This window comes from Chromobacterium sp. LK11, assembly GCF_001043705.1.
In the GTDB taxonomy this organism is placed as follows: Bacteria; Pseudomonadota; Gammaproteobacteria; order Burkholderiales; family Chromobacteriaceae; genus Chromobacterium; species Chromobacterium alkanivorans.
This window is the reverse complement of record NZ_LDUR01000001.1, coordinates 54,774-73,377: the sequence shown is the minus strand read 5'-3', so window position 1 is coordinate 73,377 and position 18,604 is coordinate 54,774. Positions and strand designations below refer to the sequence as shown.

24 protein-coding genes are annotated in these 18,604 nt (G+C 65.5%); 15 read left to right on the top strand and 9 right to left on the bottom strand.

What is annotated here, in order from left to right; genetic code table 11:
* Position 1 precedes the first annotated feature (1 nt).
* Genes rnc through nagZ form a run of 8 tightly spaced genes read left to right on the top strand, consistent with a single transcriptional unit; the run spans position 2 to position 5,462 of the window.
* Positions 2-712 (top strand): ribonuclease III, encoded by a 711-nt coding sequence (gene rnc, locus VK98_RS00285; protein WP_048412122.1) that lies wholly within the window; start codon positions 2-4, stop codon positions 710-712.
* Positions 709-1,599: a GTPase Era gene (gene era, locus VK98_RS00280; RefSeq protein ID WP_048412121.1), complete on the top strand. Its 891-nt coding sequence runs from the start codon at positions 709-711 to the stop codon at positions 1,597-1,599. The genes rnc and era overlap by 4 nt, the downstream gene beginning before the upstream one ends.
* 7 nt (positions 1,600-1,606) lie before the next feature.
* Positions 1,607-1,930: an antibiotic biosynthesis monooxygenase gene (locus VK98_RS00275; RefSeq protein ID WP_048412120.1), complete on the top strand. Its 324-nt coding sequence runs from the start codon at positions 1,607-1,609 to the stop codon at positions 1,928-1,930.
* Complete coding sequence (gene recO / locus VK98_RS00270) at positions 1,927-2,655, top strand: DNA repair protein RecO (protein WP_048412119.1); 729 nt, start codon at positions 1,927-1,929, stop codon at positions 2,653-2,655. Before VK98_RS00275 ends, recO begins: the two co-directional genes overlap by 4 nt.
* A gap of 25 nt (positions 2,656-2,680) precedes the next feature.
* Positions 2,681-3,403: a pyridoxine 5'-phosphate synthase gene (gene pdxJ, locus VK98_RS00265; RefSeq protein ID WP_197082922.1), complete on the top strand. Its 723-nt coding sequence runs from the start codon at positions 2,681-2,683 to the stop codon at positions 3,401-3,403.
* A gap of 5 nt (positions 3,404-3,408) precedes the next feature.
* The gene (locus VK98_RS00260; RefSeq protein WP_053077150.1) at positions 3,409-3,972 is read left to right on the top strand and encodes a metal-dependent hydrolase; all 564 of its coding nucleotides are present in this window, start codon (positions 3,409-3,411) and stop codon (positions 3,970-3,972) included.
* The gene (gene acpS, locus VK98_RS00255; protein ID WP_048412117.1) at positions 3,969-4,358 is read left to right on the top strand and encodes a holo-ACP synthase; all 390 of its coding nucleotides are present in this window, start codon (positions 3,969-3,971) and stop codon (positions 4,356-4,358) included. Before VK98_RS00260 ends, acpS begins: the two co-directional genes overlap by 4 nt.
* Positions 4,359-4,373: 15 nt before the next feature.
* Positions 4,374-5,462 carry a beta-N-acetylhexosaminidase gene (gene nagZ / locus VK98_RS00250; protein WP_048412116.1) on the top strand — a complete coding sequence of 363 codons (1,089 nt, stop codon included), beginning with the start codon at positions 4,374-4,376 and terminating at the stop codon, positions 5,460-5,462.
* Positions 5,463-5,540: 78 nt separating this feature from the next.
* On the opposite strand, the gene VK98_RS23970 is transcribed toward nagZ, so the two are convergent.
* From VK98_RS23970 to VK98_RS00230, 5 genes are all read right to left on the bottom strand, one after another.
* Positions 5,541-5,696 carry a hypothetical protein gene (locus VK98_RS23970; protein WP_167604380.1) on the bottom strand — a complete coding sequence of 52 codons (156 nt, stop codon included), beginning with the start codon at positions 5,694-5,696 and terminating at the stop codon, positions 5,541-5,543.
* Between the two features lie 17 nt (positions 5,697-5,713).
* Positions 5,714-6,292: a LexA family transcriptional regulator gene (locus VK98_RS00245; protein ID WP_048412115.1), complete on the bottom strand. Its 579-nt coding sequence runs from the start codon at positions 6,290-6,292 to the stop codon at positions 5,714-5,716.
* 136 nt (positions 6,293-6,428) lie between these two features.
* A complete protein-coding gene (locus VK98_RS00240) occupies positions 6,429-6,983 on the bottom strand; it encodes a thymidine kinase (RefSeq protein ID WP_048412114.1) in 555 nt (184 codons plus the stop codon).
* Between the two features lie 29 nt (positions 6,984-7,012).
* Positions 7,013-7,861, bottom strand: coding sequence for a 23S rRNA (adenine(2030)-N(6))-methyltransferase RlmJ (locus VK98_RS00235; RefSeq protein WP_048412113.1), 849 nt, complete (start codon positions 7,859-7,861; stop codon positions 7,013-7,015).
* Between the two features lie 21 nt (positions 7,862-7,882).
* A complete protein-coding gene (locus tag VK98_RS00230; protein WP_048412112.1) occupies positions 7,883-8,650 on the bottom strand; it encodes a tRNA pseudouridine(65) synthase TruC in 768 nt (255 codons plus the stop codon).
* A 481-nt stretch (positions 8,651-9,131) separates the two neighbouring features.
* On the opposite strand from VK98_RS00230, the gene VK98_RS00225 reads away from it, so the two are divergent.
* From VK98_RS00225 to VK98_RS00195, 7 genes are all read left to right on the top strand, one after another.
* Positions 9,132-10,115, top strand: coding sequence for a BMP family protein (locus VK98_RS00225; protein WP_162835137.1), 984 nt, complete (start codon positions 9,132-9,134; stop codon positions 10,113-10,115).
* 118 nt (positions 10,116-10,233) lie between these two features.
* Positions 10,234-11,763, top strand: a complete 1,530-nt coding sequence (locus tag VK98_RS00220) for an ABC transporter ATP-binding protein (protein ID WP_048412111.1) — start codon at positions 10,234-10,236, stop codon at positions 11,761-11,763.
* On the top strand, positions 11,760-12,866 hold the full coding sequence (locus VK98_RS00215) for an ABC transporter permease (RefSeq protein ID WP_197082917.1): 1,107 nt from the start codon (positions 11,760-11,762) through the stop codon (positions 12,864-12,866). The genes VK98_RS00220 and VK98_RS00215 overlap by 4 nt, the downstream gene beginning before the upstream one ends.
* A complete protein-coding gene (locus VK98_RS00210; RefSeq protein WP_048412109.1) occupies positions 12,866-13,831 on the top strand; it encodes an ABC transporter permease in 966 nt (321 codons plus the stop codon). The genes VK98_RS00215 and VK98_RS00210 overlap by 1 nt, the downstream gene beginning before the upstream one ends.
* Positions 13,832-14,091: 260 nt before the next feature.
* A complete protein-coding gene (locus tag VK98_RS00205) occupies positions 14,092-14,655 on the top strand; it encodes a cytochrome b (RefSeq protein WP_048412108.1) in 564 nt (187 codons plus the stop codon).
* Complete coding sequence (locus tag VK98_RS00200; RefSeq protein ID WP_048412107.1) at positions 14,652-15,209, top strand: YceI family protein; 558 nt, start codon at positions 14,652-14,654, stop codon at positions 15,207-15,209. The genes VK98_RS00205 and VK98_RS00200 overlap by 4 nt, the downstream gene beginning before the upstream one ends.
* Positions 15,210-15,253: 44 nt before the next feature.
* On the top strand, positions 15,254-15,823 hold the full coding sequence (locus VK98_RS00195) for a YceI family protein (RefSeq protein WP_048412213.1): 570 nt from the start codon (positions 15,254-15,256) through the stop codon (positions 15,821-15,823).
* A 76-nt stretch (positions 15,824-15,899) separates the two neighbouring features.
* Here the strand turns inward: VK98_RS00195 and VK98_RS00190 are convergent, their stop codons facing one another.
* The 4 genes from VK98_RS00190 to VK98_RS00175 form a co-directional block, all read right to left on the bottom strand.
* Entirely contained in the window at positions 15,900-16,469 is a 570-nt protein-coding gene (locus tag VK98_RS00190; RefSeq protein WP_048412106.1) for a hypothetical protein, read from the bottom strand.
* Positions 16,466-17,119, bottom strand: a complete 654-nt coding sequence (locus tag VK98_RS00185) for a DUF484 family protein (RefSeq protein WP_048412105.1) — start codon at positions 17,117-17,119, stop codon at positions 16,466-16,468. Before VK98_RS00185 ends, VK98_RS00190 begins: the two co-directional genes overlap by 4 nt.
* 70 nt (positions 17,120-17,189) lie before the next feature.
* On the bottom strand, positions 17,190-18,020 hold the full coding sequence (gene dapF, locus VK98_RS00180) for a diaminopimelate epimerase (RefSeq protein ID WP_048412104.1): 831 nt from the start codon (positions 18,018-18,020) through the stop codon (positions 17,190-17,192).
* A gap of 145 nt (positions 18,021-18,165) precedes the next feature.
* Positions 18,166-18,597 carry a hypothetical protein gene (locus VK98_RS00175; RefSeq protein ID WP_156187709.1) on the bottom strand — a complete coding sequence of 144 codons (432 nt, stop codon included), beginning with the start codon at positions 18,595-18,597 and terminating at the stop codon, positions 18,166-18,168.
* Positions 18,598-18,604: the final 7 nt, after the last annotated feature.

The window sequence follows — 18,604 nt, the reverse complement described above, 5'->3', positions numbered from 1 at the left end:
AGTGACACCAACCGACAATAGATTCCGGCGCCTGAGTCAGGCGCTGGATTACGCATTTCAGAAGCCGGAACTGCTGCGTCAAGCCTTGACGCACCGCAGCTACGGCGCCGGCAACAACGAGCGTTTCGAATTCGTCGGCGACAGCATCCTCAACTACACCGTCGCCCGCATGTTGTTCGATCAATTCCCCAAGCTGACCGAGGGCGAGCTGTCGCGGCTGCGCGCCAATCTGGTCAACCAGAACACCCTGGCCGAGATCGCCCATGAGTTGAAGCTGGGCGATTACCTCTACCTGGGCGAGGGCGAGCTGAAAAGCGGCGGCTTCAACCGTCCGTCGATTCTGGCCGACGCGCTGGAAGCCACTTTCGCCGCGGTCAGCTTCGACTCCGATTTTCTGCGCGCCGAGCAGGTGGTGCGCCGGCTTTACGCCGAGCGCGTGTCGTCCATCGACACCTCCCGCCAGGCCAAGGACGCCAAGACCCGCTTGCAGGAAGCGCTGCAGGCGCGCAAGCTGGCCTTGCCCAAATACCGGATACTGTCGCAAAGCGGCGAAGCCCATGAGCAATGGTTCCGCGTGGAGTGCGACCTGGGCGAGCTGGCGATAGGCTCCACCGGCGAAGGCGGCAGCCGCCGCGCCGCCGAACAGCAGGCCGCCGAAGCGGCGCTGGACCTGCTGGAACAAAAACTCGCTGCGAGCAAGAAACGTATATGACTGACATCCAATACCACTGCGGCTTCGTCGCCATCGTCGGCCGTCCCAACGTGGGCAAATCCACGTTGATGAACCATCTGATCGGCCAGAAGATCAGCATCACCTCGAAGAAGGCGCAGACCACGCGCCACCGCGTCACCGGCATCCATACCGAGAACAACGCCCAGTTCGTCTTCGTCGACACCCCGGGTTTCCAGACCTTTCACAAGGGCGCGCTCAACGAAACCCTGAACAAGAGCGTCAAGGACTCGCTGGGCAACGTCGATTGCGTGCTGTTCGTGCTGGAGGCGATGCGCTTCACCGGCGCCGACCGCGAAGTGATGGCGCTGCTGCCCAAACGCACCCCGGTGATTCTAGTGGTGAACAAGCTGGACAAGGCCAAGGACCGCGACGCGCTGCAGGCCTTCATCGCCGAGGTGCAGGCGGAATTCGCCTTCGCCGGCGTCGAAGTGGTCAGCGCCAAGCACGGCCAGCGCCTGAGCGAGCTGCTGGAGCAGGTGCGCCCGCATCTGCCGGAATCCATGCCGCTGTATCCGGAAGACATGGTCACCGACAAGAGCGAACGCTTCCTGGCCGCCGAGATCGTGCGCGAGAAGCTGTTCCGCTACCTGGGCGAAGAGCTGCCCTATGAAATGAACGTGGAAGTGGAAATGTTCGAGATGGACGGCGAGCTGCGCCGCATCCATATCGGCGTGCTGGTGGACAAGGAAAACCAGAAGCCCATCGTCATCGGTCGCGGCGGCGAGAAACTGAAGAAGATCTCCACCGAGGCGCGGATGGACATGGAAAAGCTGTTCGACGGCAAGGTTTTCCTGCAGGTCTGGGTCAAGGTTAAATCCGGCTGGGCCGACGACGTCCGCTTCCTGCGGGAATTCGGCCTGGACTGAAGCCCTCATGCACTATCATTTGGCGCCGTCCTGTTGGACGGTGATTTTTTCTCTGCAGCAAGGGCAGGAGATGCCCGGCAGCCGCGAGTTGCTGGAGCGCATCGCCAGGCTGGCGGCCTGCCAGGCCGGCTTCCTCGGCCTGGAGCGCGGCGAGCCGGGGCGGGAGACCGTGTCCTACTGGGACAGCGTCGAGGCCATCGCCGCCTGGCGCCAGTGCGCCGAGCGCCTGATCGCCCAACGCTACGGGCCGGAAGCCTGGTATCGGGTGTTCGCCTTCAACGTCAGCGCCGCAGCCGTCTGCCCGCGGCCGGCGGCTGGGGGCGCCGGATGAGCCAGCCGGGCAGGGTGGACCGCCAGCCGGCCTATGTGCTGCACGCGCAGCCCTACCGGGAAACCAGCTTGCTGGTGGAGGTGCTCAGCCGCGATCACGGCCGTTTCTCGGTGGTGGCGCGCGGCGCGCGCCGGCCGCGCGCCGATCTGCGCGGCCTGCTGCTGCCTTTCCAGCCGCTGACCCTGTCCTGGTTCGGCAAGGGCGAGCTGCGCACCCTGCACAGCGCGGACTGGGACGGCGGCGTGCCGCAGTTATCCGGCCTGCCGCTGATCTGCGGCTTCTATCTGAACGAGCTGATGATGAAGCTGACCGCGCGCGACGACCCCGAGCCGCGCGCCTTCGCCGTTTACGACGCCGCGGTGCGCGGCCTGGCTCGCCAGGGCGGCCTGGCGGCGGTGCTGCGCCGCTACGAGCTGCGGCTGATCCAGGTGCTGGGCTACGCGCCCAGTCTGCTGCGCGACGGCGACGGCGCGGAAGTGGACGCCGGCGCCGATTATTGGTGCCAGGGCAACGCCGCACCGGAGCGCGACGCAGGCCAGAGCCTGGAGCGCGGCTTGCGGCTCAGCGGCGCCAGCCTGTTGGCGATAGAGGCCGACGACTACGCGACGGCGGCCACCCGGCTTGAAGCGCGGGCGCTGATGCGAGTATGGTTGACCGCTTTATTGGGCGAGGAGCCGCTGGCTTCGCGCGAACTGTTACAGGCCGTCAATTCCCTGTCGGATTGAGGCCAAGCTATCGGGAGTGAATATGATTCTGTTGGGCGTAAACATCGATCACGTCGCCACCTTGCGTCAGGCGCGCGGCACCCGTTATCCCAGCCCGGTGGAGGCCGCGTTGGTGGCGGAAACCGCCGGCGCCGACCTGATCACTCTGCATCTGCGCGAGGATCGCCGCCACATCCAGGACGCCGACGTGGTGGCGATGCGCCAGGTGGTCAAGACCCGGGTCAATCTGGAAATGGCGATGACCGATGAAATGCTGGCCAATGCGCTGGCGGTGAAGCCGGAAGACGTGTGCCTGGTGCCGGAAAAGCGCGAGGAAGTCACCACCGAGGGCGGCCTGGACGCCATCGGCCACTTCGCCGACGTCAGCCGCTACACCTGCAGCTTGCGGGACGCAGGCATCCGCGTTTCCATCTTCATCGACCCGGACCGCGAGCAGATTCAGCGCGCCTGGGACGCCGGCGCGCGCGTGGTGGAGTTGCACACCGGCGCTTACGCCGACGCCCATGACGCCGCGGCGCGCGACGCCGAGCTGGCGCGCATCCGCGACGCCGCCGCCTTCGCCGCCGAGCTGGGCATGGTGGTCAACGCCGGCCACGGCCTGAATTACCACAATGTGCAGCCGATCGCCGCGATTCCGCAGATCGCCGAACTGAACATCGGCCACGCCATCGTCGCCCAGGCGCTGTTCGTCGGCTTCGCCGAGGCGGTGAGGGAGATGAAGGCGTTGATGGTGGCCGCGCGCGGCTAAACGCGGTGCCCACCGTCGTCACCCACGCCCTGGCCGGCGCGACGCTGGCCGGCCTGTGCGCGCCGCGGCCGCTGAGCGCGCCCGGCATGGCCGGCTGGCTGCTGCTGTGCGGCGCGGCGGCGATGTTGCCGGACCTGGACGTGATCACCTTCAAACTGGGCATTCCCTACGCCAGCCCCTGGGGGCATCGCGGCATTTCCCATTCGCTGACGCTGGCCTTGGTCGCCGGCGGCCTGCTGGTCGTGTTCGGGCGGCGCTGGTGGCGGCGGCTGGGCCTGGGGCCCATGCGCGCCTTCGCGGTGCTCAGCCTGGCGGTGGCCTCCCACGCGCTGCTGGACATGTGGACCGACGCCACCCATGGCCCGGCGCTGGCGATGCCCTGGCACCCAGGGCGTTTCTTGTTCGACTGGCGGCCGATAGAGGGCTCGCCGCTGACGCCTGGCCGCTGGCTGGGGGCCAAGGGGATCCGGGTAGTGAGTTCGGAGCTGCTTTACGTCTGGCTGCCCTGCCTGCTGCTGTGGCTGGCCCGCGCGGCGTGGCTGCGCGGACGCGGGGAGGGTGGGCGATGATTTACGGCATAGGCACCGATCTGGTGGAAATCGAACGCATGCGCGCGATGTTCCAGCGCTGGGGTTTCAAGCTGGGCCGGCGCATGCTGGCGCCGGCCGAGCGGCAGGCCTTCGTCGACAGCGCCGATCCGGCGCGCTTCCTGGCCAAGCGCTTCGCGGTCAAGGAAGCGCTGGCCAAGGCGCTGGGCACCGGCGTGCGCGAGCCGGTGTTGCTGGCGGCGATCTGGGTCGAGCATGACGAATGGGGCAAGCCCTTGTTGGCGCTAAGCCCCGAATTGGAACAATTTTTAAGCCAGCGCGGCGTGGGCGCGCGTCATCTGTCCATCAGCGACGAGCGCGGTTACGCGCTGGCTTTTGTGGTGCTGGAGCGCTCCGCGCCCGGCTAGAGAGAAAGTAGACCGATGCAGCAGACTCAACAGAGCGCGGCCTTGCCGCGCGGGCCGGTGATGGCGGGCGTGGCCGGCCTGCGGCTGACGGACGAAGAGAAGCGGCGCTTGTCGCATCCGCTGGTGGGCGGGGTGATCCTGTTTCGCCGCAATTTCCAGGACATTGAGCAGCTGAAGGCGCTGAGCGCGGAAATCCACGCGCTGCGCAGCCCGCATCTGCTGATCGCGGTGGACCACGAGGGCGGCCGGGTGCAGCGTTTCCTCGACGGCTTCACCCGTCTGCCGCCGATGCAGGTCTTGGGCCGGCTGTGGGAGCAAGACCGCGCGGCGGCGCTGGAGCAGGCGGAGAACGTAGGCTATGTGCTGGCGGCCGAGTTGTCCGCCTGCGGCGTCGACCTGTCCTTCACCCCAGTGCTGGACCTGGATTGGGGGCGTTGCGCGGTGATCGGCAACCGCAGCTTCCACCGCGATCCGGCCATTGTGGCGGAACTGGCCGAAGCGCTGCAGCGCGGCTTGGCGCGCGGGGGCATGTCCACCTGCGGCAAGCATTTCCCGGGTCACGGCTTTGTCGAGGGCGACAGCCATCATCTGATGCCGGAAGACGGCCGCAGCCTGGCCGAGCTGGAGGCGGACGATTTAATCCCCTTCGGCCGTCTGGCGGCGGCGGGCATGGGCTCTGTGATGCCGGCGCATGTGCTGTACCCGGCGGTGGACGCGCAGCCGGCCGGCTTCTCGCGGGTCTGGTTGCAGCAGGTGTTGCGCGGCCGGCTGGGTTTTGACGGGGTGATTTTCTCCGACGCGCTGGACATGGAGGGCGCGGCCGGCGCCGGCAGCTTCGTGCAGCGCGCCGATGCGGCCTTGGCCGCCGGTTGCGATATGGTGCTGGTCTGCAACGATCCGCGGCAGACTGATCTGATCCTGGCCAATCTGCGGCCGCCGGCGCAGCCGGACTTGGCGCGGCGGCTGGAGCGCATGGCCGGCAGGGCGGCGGATTGGGCGGCGGAACTGGCCGGCCCGGCCTTCGCCGCGGCGCGCTCCCAGGTGGAGCGTCTGAACATGCCGGCGGACGCGATGCGCGGGCCGGATGTGGGCGAGGCTAATTAGCGCCGCTGGCCATCATTGGCGGAAACACGGCCCGAGCGCATGGACGCCCGGGCCGTTGTCGTTTAGGGAAGCGTTTGCTTAAACAAACTGCACCGGCACGTAGAAGTCGCGCCCAGGGCGGCTGACCAGCACTTGCGGCTGGCCCTGAATCACCGCGCGGAAGGCGCGCGGCAGCCGGCGCCAGTCCATGAACTTCATCTTGATGCTGTCGTATTGCGCTTGAGTGTGTTCCATGGTGTTCTCCCGAAGGTTCAGTCCACTTTGTGGATGACGTTGGTGACGACGCCCCAGATATGGAAGGCGGCGTCTTCCGGCACCGGAATCGGCTGGAATTCCGGGTTTTCCGGCAGCAGGCGGATGCCGCCGGCGGTCTTCTCCAGCCGCTTCACCGTCAGCTCGCCATTGAGCGCGGCCACGACGACCTTGCCGTTGCGCGCTTCCGCCGCGCGGTCCACCACCAGCAGGTCGCCGTCGTGGATGCCGGCGCCCAGCATGGATTCGCCCTTGACCGTGACCAGGAAGGTGCTGCCCGGGCGCGGCGCCAGCCGGGCGTTGAGGTCCACGTCGTCTTCCTTGAGATCGTCCGCCGCCACCGGCGAGCCGGCCGGCACGCTGTTGGCGAACAGCGGCAGCGACAGTTCGCTGAGGTGGCGCGCCAGCGTGCGCACGTCGTCGGCCTGGGCGTTGTGGGCGGTGCGCCAGCTGCGGTAATCGTGCAGCCAGTCTTCCAGCACCGGCTTCAGCGGTTCCGGCACGCGGATGGCGACGGTCTTGTCGCCGCCGTAGCTGGACTTGCGGCCGGCGCCGCTGCGTTTGCCTCCGTGGCTCATGGCTAATCCTCTGTAATGCAAGCAGATTTGATTGTGTACATTATCAAACTCCAGGGCAAGTTTTTTTTGCGCGCGGCGGCGGCGGACGCAAAAAAGCCCGCTGGCGCGGGCGGGCTTCGGCGGGCAAGGCGGAGTGTCAGAGCTGGTAGAAGCAGCGGGCGCAAACCGCGCGGTAGCGGGCGTTGCCGCCGATTTCCACCTGTGGGCCCTCTTTGACGCGGCGGCCGTCGGCGTCGATGCGGATGTGCATGGTGGCTTTTTTGCCACATTCGCAAATGGTCTTGATTTCTTCGATTTCGTCGGCCAGCGCCAGCAGCATGCCGGAGCCGACAAAGGGCTCGCCGCGGAAGTCGGTGCGCAGGCCGAAGCAGATCACCGGGATGTTGCGGGTGTGGGCCAGCTCGTGCAGCTGATGCACTTGCTCCGGCGTCATGAACTGGGCTTCGTCGATCAGGATGCAGGCGGTCTGGCCGAAGTCCTCGGCCAGGAAGTTCATTTCCGGCGAGAAGGTGCGGGCTTCGCGCTGCAGATTGAGCCGCGAGGTGATCTTGCCGAAGCCGTAGCGGTCGTCCATCGCGCTGGTGAACAGCGCCACGGTCTTGCCCATGGATTCGTAGTTGTTGGCGATTTGCAGCAACTGGGTGCTCTTGCCGCTGTTCATCGCGGCGTAGCGGAAAAAGAGTTTTGCCATCGAAGGGGCCTAGGTGGGCTTGGGGCGTGTTAAAGATCGCCGCCGGTTTCCAGAACATAGCTGGCGCCGGCGTCTTGAGCCAGGTGCTGGGCGAGGTAGGGCAGCACTTCCCGCAGCGTCTGCGGCAGGGTCCACGGCGCGTTGAGAATGAACATGCCGCTGCCGTGCATGCCGAAGCCGTCGCTGGACGGCTTTTGCACGTGCAGCTCGGCGCGCAACCAGTTCTTGGCGCCCAGCTTCTTCATGTCCTTGGGCAGTTCCTTCATTTCCGCGCGCTGCAGGCAGGGATACCAGACGGCGTAGACGCCGGTGGCGAAGCGCTTCAGGCTTTCCTTCAGCGCGGTGATCACGTGCTGGTAGTCGCGCTTGTCCTCGTAGGGCGGGTCGATCAGCACCAGCGCACGGCGCGGCGGCGGCGGCAGAATCGCCTTGATCGCCTCGAAGCCGTTGGCCTGCTGGATCTGCACGCGGCGGCCGGCGTCGGCGAAGGTGTCGGCCAGCAGTTGGTGGTCGGTGGGGTGCAGCTCGAACAGGCGCAGCTTGTCGCTGGCCGGCATCACTTCCGCCGCGCACCACGGCGAGCCGGGGTAGAGCTTGAGTTCGCCGTCGGCGTTCAGCGTGCGCACCACCTCGACGTAGTTGGCGACGGCTTCCGGCAGGTCGTCGCGTCGCCACAGCCGGGCGATGCCGGATTCGAACTCGGCGTTCTTGGTGGCGTAGCCTTCCACCAGCGAGTAGGCGCCGGCGCCGGCGTGGGTGTCGATATACCAGTAGGGCTTGGCTTTCTGGCCTAGGTAGTTCAGGAGTTCGATCTGGATCAGGTGCTTGAGCACGTCGGCGTGGTTGCCGGCGTGGAAGGCGTGGCGGTAACTGAGCATGGCTGCGGGGTATGGCGTTCGTCAGCCGCGAATTGTACCGGATTCGGCGTGGCCGCGCAGCGCGTCCTCCAGCGCGGCGCGCCAGCCCAGCTGTTCGACCAGTTGCATGAAGTCGTCCGCCGGCGGCGCTTGCAGCAGCAGCGGCAGGCCGCTGTCCGGGTGGCTCAGCCGCATCGCGACGCAGGCCAGCAGCAGGCGCCGGCTGCCGAAGTGTTCGGCGAACATGCGATTGTGGCGGCCCTTGCCGTGAGTGGCGTCGCCGATGATGGGGTGGGCGATGTGCTTCAAATGGCGACGCAGCTGGTGGCGGCGGCCGGTGTGCGGGGTCAGCTCCAGCAGGCTGTAGCGGCTGCTGGGGTAGCGCTCGACTTCGATAGGCAGCTCGACGCGCGCCAGCGTGCGGTAATCGGTGACGGCGGCCTGCGGCGCGGTGTCCACGGTTTCACCTATCCATTCCAGGTCGTCCGGGCGCCGGCTCAGCGGGTAGTCGATATGGCCGGCGTCGTCGGTGTGGCCGCGGACCACGGCGACATAGCGCTTGTCCACCTGTTGGCGTTCGAACTGCCAGCTCATTTCCCGGCACATGTCCTTGTCCAGCGCGAACAGCAGCGCGCCGGAGGTGCCCTTGTCCAGCCGGTGCACCGGGTAGACCCGCTGGCCGATCTGGTCGCGCAGCAGCTGCACAGCGAAGCGGGTTTCATTGCGGTCCAGCGCGGTGCGGTGCACCAGCAGGCCGGAGGGCTTGTGGATGGCGATCAGCCGGTCGTCGCGGTAAAGAATGGGCAGCATGGGACGGGTGGAAACGGGTGGGGAAGGCCGGCATTGTAGGCGCAGCCGGCCGGCTTTGGAAGGCGGGCGATGCCGCTGTGCTGTAGTTTTATGTCTTACGCTTCCATTACGCGAAAACAACAGTGGTTTTACATGCCATCGGCGTTTTTGCGCGCGGTCCCGGGCTTTGCCGGCTTTCGTTGCGACATGATATTTCAAAGTAGAGAGGAAGTTGTTTACAGGCCATGGGTGCGTCATTACAATTCGCCGCGCTCAAACAAGAATGACAGGGCGGCGTCTGTGCCGATTGCGATCCCGTTTGCCATGGGATGGCGGCAGGACCGCTTCCGCGCAACCTGGCGTGTAGTTGCGACGCTACATGACGAAGGGTTGGCGGGCGCTTTGCTTCGCTGCACGGCACGGGAACCACAGGGGGTGATCGGCGTGCGGGTTGACCAACAAACTCCATAGAGTCATAGAGATGAAAATCCAGCTGAAACGAATGAGCTTTGCCGTAGCGGCCGCGGTGCTGTCCACCTCCGCCTTCGCCAAAGAGTTCTCGCCCGCCGTGGTCTACGACATGGCCGGCAAGTTTGACAAGAGCTTCAACGAGTCCGCGTACAACGGCGCCGAGCGTTTCAAGAAGGAATTCAAGATCAATTACCGCGACGGTCAGATCGCGTCCGAAGCCCAGAAAGAGCAGCTGCTGCGCAATATGGCGCGTCGCGACGCCGACATCGTGGTGGCGATCGGCTTCTCCTTCACCCAGGCTGTGGAGACCGTGGCCAAGGAATTCCCCAAGGTCAAGTTCACTCTGATCGACGCGGTGGCAAAAGGTTCCAACGTTCAAAGCATCGTGTTCAAGGAACAGGAAGGCGCCTTCCTGACCGGCGTGGCCGCGGCGATGGCTTCCAAGAGCGGCAAGGTGGGCTTTGTCGGCGGCATGGACGTGCCGCTGATCCGCGCCTTCGGCTGTGGCTATGTGCAGGGCGTCAAGTTCACCAATAAGAACGCCAGCGTGATCCAGAACATGACCGGCACCACCCCGCAGGCCTTCAACGACCCGGCGCGCGGCACTGAGCTGGCCAAGAGCCAGTTCGACCGCGGCGTGGACGTAGTGTTCGCCGCCGCCGGCGGCACCGGCCTGGGCGTGCTGCAAGCCGCCAAGGCCGCCGGCAAGTACTCCATCGGCGTGGACAGCAACCAGAACCACCTGTACCCGGGCTCGGTGCTGACCTCCATGGTCAAGCGCGTGGACGTGGCGGTGTTCAACACCTTCAAGGACGCCAAGAACGGTTCCTGGAAGCCGGAAGTGAAGATCCTGGGCCTGAAAGAGGCCGGTGTGGATTGGGCGCTGGACGCCAACAACCGCAAAGTGATCACTCCGGCGATGGAGAAGAAGATCAACGCCGCCAAGGCCGACATCATCGGCGGCAAGATCAAGGTGGTGGATTACCGCTCCAACAACAGCTGCCCGGTGCAATAAGCTGAGCTGAGTTTTCCCTGATCCGTTTCGGGGACGCAGGCACGATGAGCTTCATCGTGCCTGTTTGTTCATGCCGCAGCGGAATCAGATTGACCCTAACCAGGGAATATGAATAAGCATGACCGAGTTTGCCATTGAGCTGGCGGGCATCAACAAGAGTTTTGGTGCCGTCAAAGCCAACCGCGACGTCTCGATGAAAATCGCCAAGGGCACCGTCCATGGCGTCATCGGCGAAAACGGGGCCGGTAAATCCACGTTGATGAGCATTCTGTACGGCTATTACCAGGCCGACAGCGGCGCCATCCGGGTGAACGGCAAGGAAGCGCCGATCCGCAACAGCCAGGAAGCCATCGAGCTGGGAATCGGCATGGTGCATCAGCATTTCATGCTGGTGGACACCTTTACCGTGCTGGAAAACATCGTGCTGGGCGCCGAAGGCGGCCTGGTGCTGAAAAAAGGGCTGGACGAGGCCCGCGAGCATCTGAAAGAGCTCAACCGCAATTACTCGCTGGAGGTGGATCCGGACGCGCTGGTGGGCGATCTGGGCGTGGGCCTGCAGCAAAGGGTGGAAATCCTCAAGGCGCTGTACCGCGGCGCCGACGTGCTGATCCTGGACGAGCCCACCGCGGTGCTGACGCCTCAGGAAGCCGACCACCTGTTCCACATCCTGCGTTCGCTGAAGGCGCAGGGCAAGACGGTGATCCTGATCACCCACAAGCTGCGCGAGGTGATGGACATCACCGACGGCGTCAGCGTGATGCGCGCCGGCACCGTGGTGGCCAATGTCGCCACCTGCGACGTGGACAAGGAAAAGCTGGCCGACCTGATGGTGGGCCGCAAGGTCAGCCTGAAAGTGGACAAGGCCGAGCGCGAGCCGGGCGCGGCGGTGCTCAGCGTCAAGAATCTGTGCCTGACCGACGCGCGCGCGGTCAAGCTGCTGGACCAGCTGAACTTCGAAGTGCGCGCCGGCGAGATCGTCGGCATCGCCGGCGTGTCCGGCAACGGCCAGTCCGAGCTGTTGGAAGTGCTGGCCGGCATGCTGGAGCCCAGCGCCGGCGAGATGGTCTACAAGGGCGAGGACCTGCTGCGCCGCCGTTGCGGCGGTGAGCCGCGCGCCGCGCTCTACCGCAAGCTGGGCATCGCCCACGTGCCGGAGGACCGTTCGCGCGAGGGCCTGGTCAAGGCCTTCTCCAGCTATGAAAACGCCATTCTTGGCTATCACGGCGAAACCGGCCTGGGCCGCGGCCCGTGGTATTCGCGCAAGCGCTTGCTGGCGCGCACCCGCGACTTCATCCAGCAATTCGACATCCGTCCGGGCAACCCGCTGCTGCGCGTGGGCCTGCTCTCCGGCGGCAATCAGCAGAAAGTGGTGCTGGCGCGGGAAATCCACGCCAACCCGGACCTGCTGCTGATCGGCCAGCCGACGCGCGGCGTCGACATCGGCGCGATCGAATTCATTCACAAGCGGCTGGTGGAATTGCGCGACGAAGGCAAGGCCATTTTGCTGGTCTCGGTTGAACTAGAAGAAATCCTGGCGCTGGCCGACCGCATCCTGGTCATGGCCGGCGGGCAGATCACCGGCGAAGTGGCGGCCAAGGACGCCGACACCATTTCGCTGGGCCTGCTGATGGGGGGGCACAAGCATTGAAATTCGGACAACCTTCCACCTTGCCGCGCTGGGCGCAGCTGACGGTGCTGCCGGCGCTTAATCTGCTGGCGGCTTTGCTGGTGACCGGCCTGGTCACCTGGCTGATAGGCGAAGACCCTTGGGAATGCCTGAAGCTGCTGATCAACGGCGCCTTCGGCTACGGCGAGGGCATAGGCTATACCCTGTTCTACACCACCGGCTTCATCTTCACCGGCCTGGCGGTGGCCACCGCCTTCCACGCCGGCCTGTTCAATATCGGCGGCGAAGGACAGACCTATCTGGCCGGCCTGGGCGTCACCCTGGTGGTGCTGGGCTTCGACCACAGCCTGCCGCCGGCGGTGCTGGTGCCGCTGGCCATTCTGGCGGCGATGGGCTTTGGCGCGGCCTGGGCCTTTGTGCCGGGCTGGCTGCAGGCCAAGCGGGGCAGCCACATCGTGGTGACCACCATCATGTTCAACTTCATCGCTTATTCCTTGATGTTGTACCTGATCAGCCATCACCTGATCGAAGCCGGCTCGCAGAACCCGACCACCCGCGAATTCGGCCAGGCGGCCTGGATTCCCGCTATCCATGAAGTGGCGGCGCGCTTTGGCGTGGAGATTCCCACCTCGCCGCTGAACCTGACCTTCGTGATGTCCTTGCTGGCCGCCGCGTTGTTCTACCTGGTGGTGTGGCATAGCCGCTGGGGCTTCGAGCTGCGCACCGTGGGCACCAGCGAGCCGGCCGCGCGCTACGCCGGCATGAGCGTCAGCCGCGTCATCATCATCGCCATGTGCGTGTCCGGCGCGCTGTCCGGCCTGGCCGCGGTCAACGAGCTGATGGGCTCCGCCCACCGCATGAACGTGATGTTCACCAACGGCGTCGGTTTCGTCGGCATCGCCGTGGCGCTGATGGGCCGCAACCACCCGGTGGGCATCATCCTGTCCGCGCTGTTGTTTGGCGCGCTGACCCAGGGCGGCTCCGATCTGTCCTTCGAGAAGCCGATGATCACCCGCGAGATGATCATCTTCATCCAGGGCCTGATCATCCTGTTCTGCGGCGCGCTGGAAAACCTGTTCGAGCCGTTCATCGCCGGCCTGTTCAAGCGCAAGGACGACAAATAATGGAAATCTTCTTCAGTCTGCTCGATTCCACGCTGCGCGTGGCCACGCCGCTGATCCTGGCCGCGATGGCCGGCATGTTCTCCGAGCGCTCCGGCGTGGTGGACATCAGCCTGGAAGGCAAGATGCTGGTGGCGGCCTTCGCCGCCGCCGCGGGGGCCTTCGCCACCCAGAACCCGTGGATAGGCATGGCCTGCGGCATCGCCGCCTCGGTGGCGATGGCGATGATCCACGCCTTTGTCTCGGTTACCTACAACGGCAACCAGCTGATTTCCGGCATGGCGCTCAACACCGTCGCCTCCGGCATCACCCCGGTGCTGGGCCTGGCCTGGTTCCAGCAGGGCGGCAACACCCCGCAGCTGCCGGACGAGGGGCGCTTCCACGAGATCGCGCTGCCGTTCGCCAACGAATTGCGCGACGTGCCGCTGCTGGGCCAGCTGTACAGCAAGCTGCTGTCCGGCCACAGCATCCTGGTGTATCTGACCTTGTTCCTGATCGTGCCGCTGGTGGCCTGGGTGCTGTACAAGAGCCGCTTTGGCCTGCGCTTGCGCGCGGTGGGCGAGAACCCGCACGCGGCGGACACCGCCGGCATCTCGGTGGCCAAGGTGCGTTACACCGCCTTGTTCTGGGGCGGCGTGCTGTGCGGCATCGCCGGCACCTATCTGTCGGTGTACCAGACCGGCAGCTTCATCAAGGAAATGACCGCGGGCAAGGGCTTCCTGGCGCTGGCCGCGCTGATCTTCGGCAAGTGGAAGCCGCTGCCGGCGGTGCTGGGCTGCCTGGTGTTCGCTTTCGCCGACGCGATCCAGATCCGCCTGGAAGGCGTGGCGCTGCCGGGCATAGGCCAGATCCCGTCGCAAGCCATCGCGGTGATTCCCTATGTGCTGACCGTGCTGCTGCTGGCGGGCTTCGTCGGCCGCGCGGTGGCGCCCAAGGCGATAGGCATTCCCTTCGTCAAGAGCCGTTAACAGGCTTTTGAGCCAGGCCAGAAACCGCCAGAGGGCTTTGCCCCTGGCGGTTTTTTGTTTTATATCGCATACGGGAACCTTGCCGTCGTTTGTTATTCATAGTGATTCCTAATCTCAACTGTAATTGCGTACTCCGTCAGTTGTTCAGAAAATTTGAATCTTTTGCGCTAATAATTTCGCTATGACGGCAATGGGCGCGCTTTTATGATTAACGGGCATGACAAGGTTTAATTTGCCGCTCATTTGTAATAAGGAATTCGATGCAACGCTACAGCCCGACACAGATTGCCCTGCATTGGCTGATCGCGCTGTTGATCATTGCCGCCCTGATCATGGGCTGGTACTTCAACAGCATGCAGATCACCTCGCCGGCCAGTTTCAAACTGAAAGCCTCCTTGATCGCCTGGCACAAATGGGTGGGCATCAGCGTGCTGGCGCTGGCCGTGCTGCGCCTGATCTGGCGCGCGCGCCGCGGCGCGCCGGCGCCGCTGCCCGGGCAGCCGGCCTGGCAGCTCAAGGCAGCCGGCCTGATCCACTTGCTGCTGTACGCGCTGATGCTGGCCATGCCGCTGGTGGGCTGGCTGATGAGCTCCGCCAAAGGCTATCCGGTGGTGTGGTTCAACCTGGTGCAGCTGCCGGACCTGGTGGAGAAAAACGAAGCGCTGGGCCATGTGCTGGGCTGGACCCACGCGCTGATGGCTTACGCCATCGTCGCCATCGTTGGCCTGCACGCGCTGGCGGCGCTGAAACATCACTTTATCGATCGCGACGCCACGTTGGCGCGGATGCTGCCGTCCTGTCGCAAAGGAGATCCTCAAGCATGAAATTTCTGACTTCCCTCGCCCTGAGCGCCGCCGCGGCGCTGGCCATGGCGCCGGTTCAGGCCGCGCAAACGCTGAACGCGGCCAAGAGCACGCTGGGCTTTACCTTCAAGCAAATGAACGTGCCGACCGAAGGCCGCTTCAAGAGCTTCGCCGCCAACGTCAGCTTCGACGCGGCCAAGCCGGAAGCCGCCAAGGCGGTGTTCACCGTGGACTTGGGCAGCGTGGACGTGGGCAGCGCCGACGGCAACACCACGGTGCGCGGCGCGTCCTTCTTCAATATCGCCAGCCTGCCCAAGGCCACCTTCACCTCCAAATCGGTGAAGGCATTGGGCGGCGGCAAGTTCGAAACCCGCGGCACGCTGAGCCTGAAGGGCGTCAGCCGCGAGGTGGTGTCCACCTTCACCGCCGCCAGCGCGGGGAATGAAACCACGCTGCAAGGCAGCTTCCCGCTGCAGCGTCTGCAGTTCAAGGTGGGCGACGGCGCTTGGGACGACACCGAGGCGATCGCCGACCTGGTGACCGTCAAATACAAATTCGTTCTGACCGGCAAGTGATCTTGCCTTTCTTTACCCTGGAGAAAACCGACGTGACGACCAAAATGAAAACTCTGTTTGCCGCCGTGATGACGCTGGGCGTGCTGGGCAGCGCGCAAGCCGCCCCGGTCACTTACGAAGTGGACAGCTCGCACACCCATGCCGGCTATTCCTTGAGCCACCTGGGCTTTTCCACGCTGAGCGGCCGCTTCAACGACACCAAGGGCACCGTGGTGCTGGACCAGGCCAAGAAAACCGGCTCGGTGGACATCGTGATCAAGACCGCCAGCCACGACAGCGGCTGGGCGGCGCGCGACAAGCACATCGCCAGCCCGGACTTCCTGGACGTTGAAAAATATCCGACCATCACGTTCAAGTCCGACAAATTCACCTTCAACGGCGACAAGCTGGCGGCGGTGGACGGCCAACTGAGCCTGCACGGCGTGACCAAGCCGGTGACGCTGACCGTGACCAACTTCAAGTGCGTGGATGCCCACCCGATGGCCAAGAAGCCGTGGTGCGGCGCGGACGCCACCGCCACCATCAAGCGCAGCGAATTCGGCGTCGGCGCCTACGCGCCGGCGGTGGGCGACGATCTGCAGCTGAACATCACCATCGAAGCCGGCAAGAAGTAAGCGCATTCTTGCCCGGCGTTAAAAAACCCGAGTCGAAGGACTCGGGTTTTTTCATGGGCGCAGGCGGCGAAGCCTGTCAGGTCAGGCCCAGCACGATGGGGGCCAGCCAGTCGGACAGCCACATCACCAGCAAGGGGCTGATCACGGTCATGCCGCCGAACACCATCCAGGGCAGGCGCGCCTCCGGCTGGCGGCGCATCACGAACCACAGCGCGCGGTAACAGGCGTAGCTGACCACCATGATCAGCGGCGGAGCCATCAGGTAGGACAGCAGCGGTCGCCAGTCCAGCAGCCGCGAAAAGGCGACGATGCCGAGGTGCAGGCTGAGCTGGCTGGCCATCAGCGCCGCCAGCTGCGGCTGGCGTTCGGGGAAGGCCAGGCCCAGCCGGCTGACCTTCAAGCTGCTGGCGGACCACAGCACGGCCGCAATGCCCAGCCAGGCGTAGGCGTAACAGAAGGGCAGCAGCACCGGCGACAGCGCGGTGAGGAAAGGATCAGCGCGGAAGATCAGCGCCAGGATGAAGAACGACGCCGCGAAGCATAGCTGGGCGATGCCGTCGCGGCTGGCGATCAGCCGCCACAGAATGTGCAGGTAGAACAGCGCGACCAAGGCGAGCAGGAACCAACCGGTGGGCGTCGCCGTCATTGAGCCTCCAGTACGCGAACCAGAACGGCGGACACCTGCTCGCCAATCTGGGCCAGGTAATGGGTATGCATGTCGAAGGTGAAGCGTTGCGGATCGTCCGACGCCAGCGCCAGCAGGCCGAAGGCCTGGCCCTTGCCGTCGCGCAGCGCCAGCTGGGCGAAGGACTGCAGCACCGGCGCGGCGGGGAACCAGGCCAGCACGTCGTCGTTGACGTAGGGCCCGCAATAGGGCGCGGACAGATTGCGCGCCAGCGCGGCCACCTCGCTGCGGGCGTCGTAGGCCGGGCCGGCGGACTCCGCCGCCGGGTGCCACAGCCGCAGCGCCACGCGCTTCAGTTTGAAATGTTCGGCGAAGCAGGCCGGCAGCGCGCTCAGCACGTCTTGCAGGCTCAGGCAGGCTTGCAGCGTCAGCGCCAGTTGATGGGCGCTGGCGATGATGCGGTCGTTGGCTTCGCTGTGGCGGATCAACTGCTGCAAACGCGACTCCAGCTGGCGGTTGCGGTCCTTCAGGTCCAGCATTTGGCGTTCCGCCAAGGAGACCACCACGCGGTCCTGCGGCGCGCCGCCCGGCTTCAGGCCGAGGCGCTCGGCGTGATGGGCGAGAAAGTCCGGGTGTTGGTCCAAAAACGCCAGCACATCATCTGTCTGCATGATTTATAGCCCCCTATACGGCTGTGTTGTTGTTGCGAGCCCGCTGCCGTCTTGCGCCGACGGCGGGCCGTTAAATCTCGATTTCGCCCTGGAACACGGTGACGGCGGGGCCGGTCATGGTGACCGCGGCGTCGTCGGCCAGCCATTCCACCGTCAGTTCGCCGCCGCGGGTGTGCACCCGCACGCGCCGGTCCAGCAGGCCGCGGCGAATGCCGGCCACCACCGCCGCGCAGGCGCCGGTGCCGCAGGCCAGCGTTTCGCCGGCGCCGCGTTCGAACACGCGCAGACGGATTTCATCGCGGGCGAGCACCTGCATGAAGCCGGCGTTGACGCGTTCCGGAAAGCGGGGATGGTTTTCGATGGCCGCGCCGACGCGCGTCACCGGAGCCAGGGCTACATCTGCGACTACCTGCACCGCGTGGGGGTTCCCCATCGACACCACGCTGACCGACAAGGTCGCATCCTCGACTTGCAAATCATGGCATACCGCCTCGCGCTCGGCCTGGAACGGAATCTCGTCCGGGGCGAAGCGCGGCCGGCCCATGTCCACCCGCGCCTGGCCGTCGCCCAGGTATTCCGGCGCGATCACGCCCTTGGCGGTTTCCACCCGGATCCGCGATTTGGCGGTCAGGCCGCGGTCGGACACGAATTTGGCGAAACAGCGCGCGCCGTTGCCGCATTGCTCCACCTCGCCGCCGTCGTTATTGAAGATGCGGTAGCGGAAATCGTTGTCCGGAGAATGCGGGGGCTCCACCAGCAACAACTGATCGAAGCCGATGCCGAAATGGCGATCGCCCAGCTGACGGATGCGCTCCGCGCTCAAGGGGATGGTTTGACTCACGCCGTCGACAACCATGAAGTCGTTGCCGAGGCCGTGCATTTTGGTGAAGTGCAATTTCATTGGCGCGCCAGATCCTGCGTAAACAATCGGCCCGCAGCCGGGCCGGCGGTCGGGCGGCGGGCTGCGCGCGCCGAAGCGCGGACGGGGCCCCGCCGCCAATAAGGCAGGTTAGCACAGTGGCGTAGATAGAGGTACAGGCGCGCGCTCAGGCGCTGGTCAGCGGCTTGCCGGGCGCGGCCGCGGCGCCGGCGTAGGCTTGCAGGGCCGCGCTGGACGCGGCTGTTTGCGGCATGGCCTCGTCGCCGGTCTGGACGGAGGCGGCTTGCGCGTCGGAGGCGGCGGACTGGCCGACATCGTCGATCAGCGAGCCGGAGGAAGACGTCGGCGCGTTTTGTCCGGTGGCCAGCTTGAGCGTGTCCTCGGCGGCGTCGCCGGGCTGACTGAGCTTGAGCTGCATTTGCATCAGCAGCAGCCGCACCAGCGCGGCCATGTCCAGGCGCGGGCGGCTGGCTTGAGCGGGTTCCGGCGTCGGCTCCGGGGCGGCCGGCGCAAGCTCGGGGTCGAAGGCGGCGGCGTCCGCCGCGCGGGGTGCTGGGGAATAAGAGGGCGGGTTTATCGGCGTGGAATGGATTTTCATCTCGGCT